Genomic DNA, 12,885 nt, shown 5'->3' with positions numbered 1-12,885 from the left:
AGCGCAGTCGCCCCGACGTGTCCCGGCCTCGGGGGCGACTGCCGTTCGAGGGTGGTCAGGTCGTCGAGCGAGCGGATGCCGCGTCGGCGGCCACGGCCGTCGGTGCCACGAGAGCGGGGTCGCCGGCGGCGAGCGGGGTGCGCTTGATCGCGAACATCGGGATCGTGACCCCGCACAGCGGGCCGATGAGCACCGCGAAGGCGACGGTGCCGAGGCCGACATTGCCGCCGAGCAGCCATCCGGCGGCGAGCACCACGAGCTCGATGCCGGTGCGCACGATCCAGATCTTCCAACCGGTGACCCGGTGCAGGCCGGTCATCAGGCCGTCGCGCGGACCCGGGCCGAAGTGCGCGCCGATGTAGAGGCCCGTGGCCACGGCGAGCACGACGATGCCCGCGGGCAGCAGGAGCACGCGCACCCAGAGATCGAGCCCAGGGGGGATGAGCCAGAGCCCGATGTCGGCCGACGGGCCGACGAGCAGCGCGTTCATGACGGTGCCGAAGCCGAGCCGCTGCCGGATCGGGATCCAGAGCAGCAGCACGAACCCGCTCGTGATGACGGTGATGAGGCCGAACTGCAGGCCGGTCTGCTTCGCGATGCCCTGGGTCAGCACGTCCCACGGGGCGACGCCGAGCTCGCCGCGCACGATGAGGGCGATGCCCATGCCGTAGAGGAAGAGGCCGACGAAGAGCTGCACGAATCGGCGCACGAGCACTGGCGTCGAATCGGCGGAGGTGAAGCGGGCGGGGCGGGGCATTCTGCAATCCAATTGCACGATTGGCCTGTTCTCCAAGAGCCAATTCGCCTAAAGTGGCTCGAATGGCGGAGTCCACACTGACGGCGCGATCGCTCGAGCGGCTGCTCGGCGACTGGCGTGCGGGCGCCGGCAGTGCGTACCACGCGCTCGCCGAACGCATCCGGCTGCTCGTGCTCGACGGTCGCATCCCCGTCGACACCAGGTTGCCGGCCGAACGCGACCTCGCCGAGCGACTCGGGCTCAGCCGCACGACCGTGACCGCCGCGTATCGCCACCTTCGCGAACACGGCCTCGTGCTGAGCGTGCGCGGCTCGGGCAGCGTCGCGAGACTGCCAGGGGCGCCGACGATCCTGCCGGCTCCGCCCGCGGCCGACTACATCGACTTCTCCAAGGCGGCGCCGCCGGCCCTGCCGTGGCTCCCCGATCTCGCACGGCAGGCGGTCGACGACCTGCCCGAGCACCTCGGCGACGCCGGGTTCGACCCGATCGGCACGCCCGCGCTGCGGGCGGCGATCGCCGACCGCTACACGGCGCGCGGCCTCCCGACGACGCCCGAGCAGATCATGGTCACGATCGGTGCGCAGCACGCGATCTCCCTGCTCTCGCGCGCGCTCATCGGCCGCGGCGACCGGGCGATCATCGAGGCGCCGACCTATCCGCACGCGTACGAAGCGCTCCGCGTCGCGGGTGCCCGGCTCGTGCCGGTCGGTGTCGCGCCGCGCGACGACGAGGGCTGGAGCGGCCAGGCCGAGGCTGAGGCGATGACCCGGGCGATCGTGCATTCGAACCCAGTGGCGGCCTACCTCATGCCCGACTTCCAGAACCCGACGGGGCGCTCGATGAGCGCCGAAACCCGTGAGCGGGTGCTCGACGCGGCCGCGCGGCAGGGCACCGTGATCGTCGCCGACGAGACGACTGGCGAACTCGACATCGACCGCGCGGAGTCGTTGCTGCCGATGGCCGCATACGGGCCCGCGATCATGGTGGGATCCGTCGGCAAGACCGTCTGGGGCGGCGTGCGCGTCGGCTGGATCCGCGCGGACCGGCCGCTCATCCGGCGCCTCCTCGCGGTGCGGTCGCCCGGAGATCTCGGCACGCCGATCATCGAGCAGCTGCTCGTCACGCGCGCACTGCAGCACATGGACGACATCCTCGAGCTGCGCCGCGAGCAGCTGCGCGCCGGGCGCGAGCGGCTCGAGGGCCTGCTCGCCGAAGCGTTCCCCGAATGGCACGTGCCGCACGTCGACGGCGGCATCGTGACGTGGGTCGGGCTCGGCGCCGCCGTGAGTTCGCAGCTCGCGCTCGCGGCCCGCTCGCACGGGCTGATCGTCGCCGCGGGCCCGCGGTTCGGCATCGACGGTGCGTTCGAGCGATTCCTGCGATTGCCGATCTGCTCTCCCGCCGAGACGACGGATGCCGCGGTGCAGGCGCTCGCCCGGGCCTGGCGCTCGCTCTCCGGCGCGGCTCCGGCGCCCGACCAGAGCCTCCTCGCCTCGGTCATCTGAGTCATCCCGGGCGATGCCCGCGGGCGACGTCGAGCGCGGCATCCGCCGGCCGATGAGACAGCGCGACCATGGGAAATTGCCGAGTCTCGTTCGGATTTCACTGCTTCGGGGATACCCGCGAGGCAGACGCCTGCGAGAATCGTGCAATGCATCTGCTCGCCGCGCTCAGCATGAAGAACCGCGCGCTCATCGCCCTCATCACCGTCGTCGTCGCGATCTTCGGGGGCATCTCGCTCACGAGCCTGAAGCAGGAGCTGGCGCCGTCGATCGAGTTCCCGCAGCTCTCGATCGTGACGAGCTACCCCGGCGCCTCGCCCGACATCGTCGACACGGATGTCTCGACGCCGATCGAGACCGCGATCCAGGGCATCACTGGGCTCGAGTCGACCTCGACCACGAGCTCCACGGGCGTCTCGCGGGTGACCGCGAGCTTCACCTACGGCACCGACCTCGCATTCGCCGAGCAGAAGCTGCTGTCGGCAGTGAACCGCATCTCGAGCCAGTTGCCCGACGACGTCGACCCGCAGGTGCTCGCCCTCAGCCTCGACGACTTCCCGGTGCTGCAGATCGCCGTCACCGGCGCCGACGACATCAGCGCGCTCTCCGACGAGATCGAGCGCACCACGCTCGGCGAGATCGCCGACATCGACGGCGTGCGCGAGGCGAGCCTCATCGGCCAGGTCGGCCAGCGGGTCACCATCACGCCCGACGCCGAGAAGCTCGCGGCGCTCGGGCTGTCGCAGCAGGCGATCCGCGACGCGCTGCAGCAGAACGGCCTGCTCGTGCCCGCCGGCACCATCACCGAGGGCGACTCCACCTTCGCGGTGCAGACGGGCACGCGCATCGGCAGCATCGACGAGATCGCCGCACTGCCCGTACTCGGCGCGACCGAGCAGCAGGCGCCGGATGCCGCGGCGCAGGCGCCCGACGCAGGCGCCGAGACGCCCGGCGCCGAGATGCCGGGTGCCGAGCTTCCCGCGGGGGCCGAGCAGCAGTTCCCCGGCGCGCAGGCGGCCCCGGTCAGCGTGCCCGTCGCGGCGACCATCGCCGACGTGGCATCCGTCGAACTCGCCGACAATCCCGTCTCGAGCATCTCGCGGGTCGACGGCGAGCCGGCGCTCACCATCTCGGTCACGAAGCTGCCCGCCGCCAACACCGTCGAGGTGTCGAACGCGGTGACCGCGCTGCTGCCCGACCTCGAGGCCTCGCTCGACACCACGAACCCGGGTGCGAGCTTCACGGTCGTCTTCGACCAGGCGCCCTACATCGAGCAGTCGATCGAGTCGCTCGCGACCGAGGGCCTGCTCGGGCTCGTGTTCGCCGTGATCGTGATCCTCGTCTTCCTGCTCTCGATCCGGGCGACGCTCGTCACCGCGATCTCGATCCCGACCTCGGTGCTGATCACCTTCATCGGACTGCAGGCCGCCGACTACACGCTCAACATCCTCACGCTCGGTGCGCTCACGATCGCGATCGGCCGCGTCGTCGACGACTCGATCGTCGTCATCGAGAACATCAAGCGGCACTTCATCGAGGGCGTCGACAAGGCCGCCACGATCGTGCACGCCGTGCGCGAGGTCGCCGGCGCCATCACGGCGTCGACCATCACGACCGTCGCGGTCTTCCTCCCGCTCGCACTCGTCGAGGGCGTGACGGGCGAGCTGTTCCGCCCCTTCGCACTCACGGTGACCATCGCGCTCGCCGCCTCGCTGCTCGTCTCGCTCACGATCGTGCCGGTGCTCGCGTACTGGTTCCTGAAGCCCGCCAAGCTGCACAAGCATGAAGACGAGGCCGAGATCGCCGCGGCCGCGTTCGTCGACGAGACGGCGGTTCCGGCCGGCGGCACGAGCGCCGCGGCATCCGTCGACGAACTCGAGCACCCGTCGCGACTGCAGCGCGGCTACCTGCCGATCATCGAGTGGACCCTGAAGCACGGCGCCGTGACGCTCATCATCGCCGTGCTCGTGCTCGGCGGCACGGTCGCGCTCACCCCGCTCATGAAGACGAACTTCCTCGGCTCCTCGGGTCAGAACACGTTCCAGGTGTCGCAGGAGCTGCCGGTCGGCACGAGCCTCGACGCGCTGGAAGCGGCGTCGGAGCCGGTCGAGCAGGTGATTCGCGACACCGAGGGCGTCGAGACCGTGCAGACCTCGATCGGTGTCGGCAGCGGACTCGCGGCCGCGTTCGGCGGTGCCGGTGCCACCGTGACCTACTCGGTCACGACCGACGAGAGCGCCGACCAAGACGCCCTGCAGGCGAGTGTGCGCGACGAACTGGCCGAGCTCGACGACGTCGGCGACGTGACGCTCGCCGCGTCGAGCGGGTTCGGCGCCTCGAACGACATCGAGGTCGACATCACCGCCTCGAACGCCGAAGACCTGCAGTCCGCGACCGACGCGGTCGTCGAAGAGCTCGACGGCATCGACTCCATCGCGCAGGTGTCGTCGAACCTGTCGGAGTCCCAGCCCTACGTCGCCGTCGAGGTGAACCGAGCGGATGCCGCGGCCGCGGGCTACTCAGAGGTCGCCCTCGGTGCGGTCGTGTCCGCGGCGATGCAGCCGCAGAGCGCGGGCTCCGTCGTGATCGACGAGAAGACCCTCACGATCTACCTCGCCACCGCGAACCCGCCGGCCACCCTCGAGGAGCTGTCCGCCCTCGAGGTGCCGACGCCCGCCGGGCTCGTGCGGCTCGACACGCTCGCCACCGTCGAGAACGTCGAGGGGCCGGCATCCGTCACGACCGTGCAGGGCCTTCGCAGCTCGACCGTCTCGGCGACGCCCTCGGGCGACGACCTCGGCACGGCGAGCGGCGCGGTGCAGGCCGCCGTCGAGTCGGTCGAGCTGCCGGCCGGCACCACCGCGTCGATCGGCGGCGTCACCGCCGACCAGACCGAGTCGTTCTCGCAGCTCGGCCTCGCGCTGCTCGCGGCGATCCTCATCGTCTACATCGTGATGGTGGCGACGTTCCGCTCGCTGCTGCAGCCGCTGCTGCTGCTCGTGTCGGTGCCGTTCGCCGCGACCGGGGCGATCGCGCTGCAGGTGATCACCGGCATCCCGCTCGGAGTCGCCTCGCTCGTCGGCGTGCTCATGCTCGTGGGCATCGTCGTGACGAACGCGATCGTGCTCGTCGACCTCGTGAACCAGTATCGGGATCGCGGCATGACCGTGCGCGAAGCCCTCGTGCACGGTGCCTCACGTCGTCTGCGGCCGATCCTGATGACCGCGCTCGCGACGATCTTCGCGCTGCTGCCGATGGCGCTCGGCATCACCGGGCACGGCGGGTTCATCTCGCAGCCGCTCGCGCTCGTCGTCATCGGCGGACTCGTGTCGTCGACCGCGCTCACGCTCGTCGTGCTGCCCGTGCTCTACGACCTCGTCGAGGGCGGGCGCGAGCGTCGCCGGGCCAGGCGCGAGGCGAAGGCCGACGGCGGGCCGGATGCCTCGGGTGAGGCGACGGCCGACGGTGGGCCGGATGCGCCGGGTGGCTCGGATGGCTCGGGCGCCGCGGGCGGGTCGGGCGCGGCGGACAGGTCAGGTTCGGCGGCCGGGGCTGGTGCCTCGGGTGCGGCTGGCGCCTCGGGTGCGGCTGGTGCCTCGGGTGCGGCTGGCGCCTCGGCCGGGGCTGGTGCCTCCGCCGCTGGCGGGTCGCACGCCGCCGGGCAATCAAACCCCGGAGCGGTCTCGCCGAGCAAGAGCGACTGAGCTGGCGGCACTTCCTCCATCGATCCGTCGATCTTCGCCCCATCCCGTCAGGCGTAGGGCGAACATCGACGGATCGATGTGGTCTGCGATCGATGGTTCCCGTCCAGGGCTCGGCGCGCGAACGAAACCGACGCCCGCCCGCCCGCACGCACGCTCGCCCGCCCGCCCGCCCGCACGCTCGCACGCCCGCACGCCCGCACGCACGCACGCGGCGCAGGAACGTGCGCACGCGACGCAGGAACGTGCGCGATCCGTGGTCTACCGCGTCGCGGGCGGCAGCTCGGCGATCTTCGCGAGCAGTGACGCACGCTCGCGCTCGTTGCCGGTGAGCCGCGCGGCGGCCTCGAGTTCGGCCCGGGCCTCGCTGGTGCGGCCGAGTCGGCGCAGGAGCTCCCCGCGCACGGCCGGCAGCGGCGCGAAGCCCGCGAGCCTGCCCCCGGCGACGAGCTCGTCGACGATGCGCAGCGCCGACGCCGGCCCGGTCGACATCGCGACCGCGACGGCGCGGTTCAGCTCGACGACCGGCGACGGGGCGAGGCGCCCGAGCGCCTCGTAGAGCACGACGATGCGCGCCCAGTCGGTGTCGTCGACGGATGCCGCGACCGCGTGGCACTCGGCGATCGCCGCCTGCAGGCCATAGGCCGCGCGGCCGCGGCCGAGGCGGTCGGCGCGGGCGAGAGCATCGCGGCCGCGCGCGATCTGCGAGTGGTCCCAGCGCGAGCGGTCCTGCTCGTCGAGGGGGATCGGCGTGCCGTCGCGGGCCGTGCGCGCCGCGAAGCGCGAGGCGGTGAACTCCATCAGCGCGACGAGCGACTGCGCCTCGGCTTCGCGGGGCATGAGCCCGGCGACCATGCGGGCGAGCCTGAGGGCCTCGGCCGAGACATCCGGTCGCACCCAGGCCTCGCCCGTCGCGGGCAGGTAGCCCTCGTTGAAGATGAGGTAGAGCACCGAGAGCACCGAACCGAGGCGCTCGGCGTACTCGTTCGGCTCGGGCACCTCGAACGGCACCTTCGCCGCGGCGAGGGTCTTCTTCGCGCGCACGATGCGCTGCTGGATCGTGGCCGTCGGCACGAGGAACGCCCGCGCGATCTCGTCGCTCGAGAGGCCGCCGACGATGCGCAGCGTCAGGGCGATCTGCGCCTCGCGGGAGAGCACGGGATGGCACGACACGAAGATGAGCCGCAGGATGTCGTCGTCGATGGTGTCGGGGTCCCAGAAGGTGTCGGATGCCTCGGCGCCGTCGCGCTCGAGATCGCGCGCCATGGCCGCGTACCGCTCGTCGAGGCGCTCGCGGCGGCGCCAGCCGTCGATCGCCCGGCGCTTGGCGACCGCGGTGAGCCACGCGCCCAGGTTGTTCGGCACACCCTCGGCCGGCCACTGCCGCAGGGCTTCGACGAGCGCTTCCTGCGCGAGGTCCTCCGCCTGGCCGACGTCGCCGACGAAACGCGTGAGGGTCGCGACGATGCGCGCCGATTCGATGCGCCAGACGGCGGCGACGGCGCGCCGGGCACGGTCGGCGGCGTCGTTCGCCGCTCCGGCCGTGCCCGGGGCATCCGTCTCGCTCATTCAGCCGACCGTGCCTTCGGTGCGTGCCTCGGCCTCGGCGCGCCAGCCGGCCTCCTTCTGGATCCACTCGTTGTCTTGGGGGAAGTCCTCCAGCTCGGTGACGCGGCGCACCTCGAGCTTCGAGCCGGGGCCGAGCGGGCAGCGCTTGGCCCATTCTGCGGCCTCTTCGGCGCTCGAGGCCTGGATGATCCAGAAGCCGTTGAAGAGCTCCTTCGTCTCGCCGTAGGGGCCGTCGGTGACGACCGGGGGAGTCGAGTCGAAGTCGACGACGAAGCCCTCCTTCGCGTCGGTGAGGCCCTCGCCGGCGAGCAGCACTCCCGCCTTGAGGAGCGATTCGTTGTAGGCGCCCATGGCGGCGATGACCTCGGTGAAGTCGAGGTTCTCGTAGGCCTCGACCGCTGCGTCGTCGGACCGCATGATCAGCATGTACTTCATGGTTCTCTCCTTCGTGGGGAGGGGGCCGAAGTGCCCGCCTCACTCTGGCGTCGAACGGGCCGACGCCGGATCGACATCACGCCCGAGAATTTCCTTCCTCATGCTTGCACGCCGGAGCGACTTGGCGTTCGTTATACCCGAGGGGGGTATAGTGAAGCGACGAGGAACGGATGGTTCGATGACACTGACCCCTGACGGCAGAACCGAGATCGCACTGACGGGCGGCGGCTGCGCCTGTTGCGCGGTCGACACGGCGGCGGATGCCTCGGCTCCCGATTCGGCGCACCGGCACGGCGACGACGCGGCGCTCGTCGAGGCGAGCTTCGGCGTCTCGGGCATGACCTGCGGCAACTGCGTCGCGCACGTGACCGAAGAACTCGCCGCGATCGATGGCGTCGAGGCGGTCGCGATCGATCTCGTCGCCGGCGGCGTCTCGAGCGTGACGGTGCGCAGTGCCGCTCCGATCTCGGGCGCCGCGATCGCCGCGGCCGTCGACGAAGCCGGGTATCGGGTGGCCGAGCGATGAGCAACATCGGGCTCGTGCGAGAGCTGCTCGACGCCTGATCGCTCGGGTGCCGGAAGTGCCCGAGGTCGTTGATCGAGGCGCGGCCGAATCACGCGCCCCTCGCGCCGGACCCCGTTGCTGTGCTGTCATGAGTGGGTGACGGACTCGAAGCGGGCACCCGACATCGCGGGGGCGACGACGTGAGCGGGGGGCGGGCGCCGCAGCTGCAGGGGGCGGTCGCCCGGTCGCCCTTCCCGCCGATCGCGTCGTTCGCTTTCCTCTCGGACTGCCACACCGGCGCGCTCGTCGCGCCCGACGGTGCGGTCGGCTGGCTCTGCCCGCCGAGGTTCGATGCGCCGAGCGTCTTCGCGACGATCCTCGATCGGCAGGCGGGATACTTCCGCTTCGCGCCGTTCGACGTCAACGCCCCATCGGCCCGCACGTACGAGCCCGGCACCAACGTGCTCATCACCACGTGGAAGACCCCGACGGGCTGGGCCGAGGTGCGTGACGCGCTCACCGTCGTTCCGCGCGCCACCTCTGACACGACCACCCCGCACACCCGGGCGCCCGACGACGCGGATGCCGCGCACTGCCTCGTGCGCACCGTGCGCTGCTTCGCCGGTCATGTGGAGATGGAACTCCTCTGCGAGCCGGTCTTCGACTACGGACGGGTCGACGCCGTCTGGGAGGCCGCCGACGAGCACAGTGCCACGGCGAGCGGTGCCGGCTCGTCGCTGAGGCTTCGCTCCGACCTCCGGCTCGGCATCCAGGGCGGACACGTGCGCGCCCGTCACACGCTGCACGCGGGCGAGCAGGCGTTCTGCTCCTTGTCGTGGGCCGACGACCTCGATGGGCCGGCGAGCGTCGAGGAGGCGAGCGACGACCTCGACTCCACGGCGGCATTCTGGCGCGACTGGCTGAGCGACGCGACGATCCCCGACCACCCGTGGCGCGAAGCGCTCGAGCGTTCGGCCCTGACGATCAAGGGGCTCACGTACATGCCGACGGGCGCGACGGTCGCGGCCCTCACGACGTCGCTGCCCGAGACGCCCGGTGGCGAGCGCAACTGGGACTACCGCTACACCTGGATCCGCGACTCGTCGTTCACCGTGCAGGCGCTGCACTATCTCGACCTCGATTGGGAGGCCGACGAGTTCGTGGAGTTCCTCTCGGGTCTCGAGACGAACGACGACGGCTCGCTGCAGATCATGTACGGCATCGACGGGCGGCGAGACCTCACCGAGCACGCACTCGACCACCTCACGGGTTACCGGGGTTCCCGCCCCGTGCGCACCGGCAACGGCGCGTTCGCGCAACGCCAGAACGACCTGTACGGGGCGGTGCTCGATGCGATCCTCATGCACTCGCGGCGCAGTCAGCGGGTGCCGCGCTCGCTCTGGCCGCTCATCCGCTCGCAGGCGGAGAGCGCCTCGGTGGCCTGGCGTGAGCCCGACCAGGGCATCTGGGAGGCGCGCGGGGAGCCGCAGCACTACGTGTCGTCGAAGATCATGTGCTGGGTCGCGCTCGACCGGGCCGCGAAGCTCGGCCGGATCGTCGGCGATGCCGAACGCGCGACCGAGTGGCGCAGCGTCGCCGACGAGATCGCCGCCGACGTCATCGGCAACGGGCTGAGCGATCGAGGGGTGCTGCGCCAGCACTACGGCACCGACGCCCTCGACGCATCCGCTCTGCTGGCCGCGATCTACGGGTTCCTGGAACCCGACGACGAGCGGCTGCGGGCCACCGTGCTCGCGATCGCCGACGAGCTCAGCGAAGACGGGTTCGCGCTGCGCTACCGCACGGATGAGACCGACGACGGCCTGACCGGTCGCGAAGGCACCTTCCTCATCTGCTCGTTCTGGCTGGTGTCGGCGCTCACGATCATCGGCGAGGGCAAGCGGGCCCGCGCCCTGATGGAGAAGCTGCTGCGCATCGTCTCGCCGCTCGGCCTGCTCGCCGAGGAGCTCGACACCGAGACCGGCCAGCACCTCGGCAACTTTCCGCAGGCGTTCTCGCACCTCGCCCTCATCGAGGCGGCGCGGCGCATCATCATGATCGAGCGGCTGATCGAGTTCGTGTGAGGGGGAGCCTGCGCCGCGCTTCGCGTGCAGGATGCAGGGGATTCGTCGTCATGGAGTCCCACACGGCCCCGATGCTCGAAATCCCCTGCAGTTGTGCGGTGAGTCGACGGGGGCGCCCGGGCCGACGAGTCGACGTACGCGGGTCCGTACCTCAGCGCACCCGCTCGAGCACCGCACGGGTCGAGGCCTCGGGCCGCAGGTCGAGGCGGCGCAGCAGCTGCGCGTTCGCCGCGACGATGACCGTCGAGAGGCTCATCAGGATCGCGCCGACCGACATCGGCAGCACGAACCCGATCGGGGCCAGCACGCCCGCGGCGAGCGGCACCGAGATGAGGTTGTACCCGGCCGCCCACCAGAGGTTCTGCGACATCTTGCGGTAGCTCGCCCGCGACAGCTCGATGACCGAGACGACCGAACGCGGGTCGGATGACGCGAGGATGACGCCGGCCGAGGCGATCGCGACATCCGTGCCGGCGCCGATCGCGATGCCGACATCGGCCTGCGCGAGCGCGGGCGCGTCGTTGACGCCGTCGCCGACCATCGCGACCGAGAGCCCCTCGTGCTGCAGCTCCTGCACCTTGGCGGCCTTGTCTTCGGGGCGCACGCCCGCGTAGACCCGGTCGATGCCGAGTTGCGCGGCGACGGTGCGGGCGACCGGCTCGGCGTCGCCCGTGATCATCACGACCTGCACGCCGAGCGCGTGGAGCGCGTCGACGGCCTCCTTCGACTCGGGCCGCACCTCGTCGGCGAGCGCGATGGCACCGGCCACCTCGCCGTCGACGAGCACGTGCAGCACCGTCGAGCCGGCTTCGGCCCAGGCGATGGATGCCTCGAGCGGCGGGAGCCCGTCGCGCTCGAGCATGCCGGGGCCGCCGACCTGCACGGCGCGGCCGTCGACCGTGGCGCGCACGCCGATCGCGGCGGACGCCTCGAAGCCGCGCGCGGCGCGGGCGGCGAGTCCGCGGTGGGCGGCCTCGGCCACGATCGCCTTGGCGAGCGGGTGCTCGGAATCGCCCTCGGCGGAGGCCGCGAGCACGAGCACCTCGTCGAGGTCGTGGCCGGGTGCCGCCGCGGCATCCGTCACCGCGGGCTCGCCCTTCGTGAGGGTGCCGGTCTTGTCGAAGAGCACCGCGCCGACCGTGCGCATGGTCTCGAGCGCGAGCCGGTCGGTGACGAGCACGCCGCCCTTCGCCGCGCGCTCGGTCGCGATCGAGACGACGAGCGGGATGGCGAGGCCGAGCGCGTGGGGGCAGGCGATCACGAGCACGGTGATGGTGCGGATCACGGCGTCGTCGGGGTCGCCGAGCAGGGTCCAGGCGATCGCGGTGAGCACCGCGGCGCCGAGCGCGAACCAGAACAGCCATCCCGCCGCCCGGTCGGCGAGGCGCTGGGCGCGGGAACTCGACGCCTGAGCCTGCGCGACGAGTCGCTGGATGCCGGCGAGTGCCGTGTCGTCGCCCACGGCGCCGACCCGCACCCGGATCGCCGTGTCGGTGGCGACCGTGCCGGCGACGACGTGGTCGCCCGGGCCGCGGGCGACCGTGACGGATTCGCCGGTGATCATCGACTCGTCCATCGCGGCGGTGCCGTCGATCACCTCGCCGTCGGCCGGGACGCGCCCGCCGGGGCGCACGATGACGACGTCGCCGACCACGAGTTCGGAGGGGGAGACCGTCTCGGTCGAGGTGGCTGCGCCCGCGGCATCCATCACCCGCTCGGCCTCATCGGGCAGCAGGGCCGCGAGGGCGTCGAGAGCGCTCGAGGCCTGCATGATCGAGCGCATCTCGATCCAGTGGCCGAGCAGCATGATGACGATGAGGAGGGCGAGCTCCCACCAGAAGTCGAGGTGGTGGCTGAGCAGGCCGAGGCTCGCACCGAGCGAGGCGAAGTAGGCGACCGTGATCGCGAGGCCGATCAGCAGCATCATGCCGGGCGTGCGGGCCTTCAGCTCCGACCAGGCGCCGGTGAGGAAGGGCTTGCCGCCCCAGACGTACATGACGGTGCCGAGCACCGGTGAGATCCACGGGAGCACCGCGTTGTCGGGCAGCGGGTAGCCGAGGATCGACGCGAACATCGGGCTGAAGGCGATCGTCGGGATCGCGATGACGAGCATGATCCAGAAGAGCCGCCGGAACTGGCCGACGTGGTCTCCGTGGCCGCCGTGGCCGCTCATGTCGTGGCCGGCATGCGGATCGTGACCGGCGTGGCCGGCGTGGCCGGCGTGGCCGGCGTTGTCGTGCGCGTCGTGGCCGGCGGCATCGTGCTGATGCACGGCGTGCACGGCGTGCGCCTCGTGCTCGTGTCGTCCGTCGTGAGTCGTGCTCATCGATCT

The 12,885-nt window shown here is 71.6% G+C and carries 8 protein-coding genes; 4 read left to right on the top strand and 4 right to left on the bottom strand.

Translation table 11 applies throughout. The annotated features are described in order from the left end of the window. Positions 1 to 55: 55 nt before the first annotated feature. A complete protein-coding gene (gene yczE / locus DCE93_RS13160) occupies positions 56 to 757 on the bottom strand; it encodes a membrane protein YczE (protein WP_205647436.1) in 702 nt (233 codons plus the stop codon). Between the two features lie 62 nt (positions 758 to 819). On the opposite strand from yczE, the gene yczR reads away from it, so the two are divergent. Then, positions 820 to 2,262 (top strand): MocR-like transcription factor YczR, encoded by a 1,443-nt coding sequence (gene yczR / locus DCE93_RS13155; protein WP_108596277.1) that lies wholly within the window; start codon positions 820 to 822, stop codon positions 2,260 to 2,262. Positions 2,263 to 2,408: 146 nt separating this feature from the next. Next, positions 2,409 to 5,963: an efflux RND transporter permease subunit gene (locus DCE93_RS13150; RefSeq protein WP_108596276.1), complete on the top strand. Its 3,555-nt coding sequence runs from the start codon at positions 2,409 to 2,411 to the stop codon at positions 5,961 to 5,963. Between the two features lie 258 nt (positions 5,964 to 6,221). On the opposite strand, the gene DCE93_RS13145 is transcribed toward DCE93_RS13150, so the two are convergent. Both DCE93_RS13145 and DCE93_RS13140 read right to left on the bottom strand, forming a co-directional pair. Then, a complete protein-coding gene (locus tag DCE93_RS13145; RefSeq protein WP_108596275.1) occupies positions 6,222 to 7,529 on the bottom strand; it encodes an RNA polymerase sigma factor in 1,308 nt (435 codons plus the stop codon). Beyond that, positions 7,530 to 7,964 (bottom strand): YciI family protein, encoded by a 435-nt coding sequence (locus tag DCE93_RS13140; protein WP_108596274.1) that lies wholly within the window; start codon positions 7,962 to 7,964, stop codon positions 7,530 to 7,532. A 178-nt stretch (positions 7,965 to 8,142) separates the two neighbouring features. Between DCE93_RS13140 and DCE93_RS13135 the strand changes: the two genes are divergently transcribed. Further along, the gene (locus DCE93_RS13135) at positions 8,143 to 8,490 is read left to right on the top strand and encodes a heavy-metal-associated domain-containing protein (RefSeq protein ID WP_108596273.1); all 348 of its coding nucleotides are present in this window, start codon (positions 8,143 to 8,145) and stop codon (positions 8,488 to 8,490) included. A gap of 131 nt (positions 8,491 to 8,621) precedes the next feature. Beyond that, on the top strand, positions 8,622 to 10,553 hold the full coding sequence (locus DCE93_RS13130; protein WP_205647435.1) for a glycoside hydrolase family 15 protein: 1,932 nt from the start codon (positions 8,622 to 8,624) through the stop codon (positions 10,551 to 10,553). Between the two features lie 151 nt (positions 10,554 to 10,704). Here DCE93_RS13130 and DCE93_RS13125 read toward each other — a convergent pair whose 3' ends face one another. After that, complete coding sequence (locus tag DCE93_RS13125; RefSeq protein ID WP_108596271.1) at positions 10,705 to 12,879, bottom strand: copper-translocating P-type ATPase; 2,175 nt, start codon at positions 12,877 to 12,879, stop codon at positions 10,705 to 10,707. Between the last annotated feature and the right edge of the window lie 6 nt (positions 12,880 to 12,885).

This window comes from Agromyces badenianii (assembly GCF_003070885.1).
GTDB lineage: Bacteria > Actinomycetota > Actinomycetes > Actinomycetales > Microbacteriaceae > Agromyces > Agromyces badenianii.
Note: the sequence above shows the minus strand (reverse complement) of the source record. Positions and strands in the feature narration are given on the sequence as shown.

What these genes read in the sequence shown, in the direction of transcription:
- yczE (WP_205647436.1), bottom strand. Translation starts at nt 757, where the DNA reads ATGCCCCGCCCCGCCCGCTTCACCTCCGCCGATTCGACGCCAGTGCTC.
- yczR (WP_108596277.1), top strand. Translation starts at nt 820, where the DNA reads ATGGCGGAGTCCACACTGACGGCGCGATCGCTCGAGCGGCTGCTCGGC.
- DCE93_RS13150 (WP_108596276.1), top strand. Translation starts at nt 2,409, where the DNA reads ATGCATCTGCTCGCCGCGCTCAGCATGAAGAACCGCGCGCTCATCGCC.
- DCE93_RS13145 (WP_108596275.1), bottom strand. Translation starts at nt 7,529, where the DNA reads ATGAGCGAGACGGATGCCCCGGGCACGGCCGGAGCGGCGAACGACGCC.
- DCE93_RS13140 (WP_108596274.1), bottom strand. Translation starts at nt 7,964, where the DNA reads ATGAAGTACATGCTGATCATGCGGTCCGACGACGCAGCGGTCGAGGCC.
- DCE93_RS13135 (WP_108596273.1), top strand. Translation starts at nt 8,143, where the DNA reads ATGACACTGACCCCTGACGGCAGAACCGAGATCGCACTGACGGGCGGC.
- DCE93_RS13125 (WP_108596271.1), bottom strand. Translation starts at nt 12,879, where the DNA reads ATGAGCACGACTCACGACGGACGACACGAGCACGAGGCGCACGCCGTG.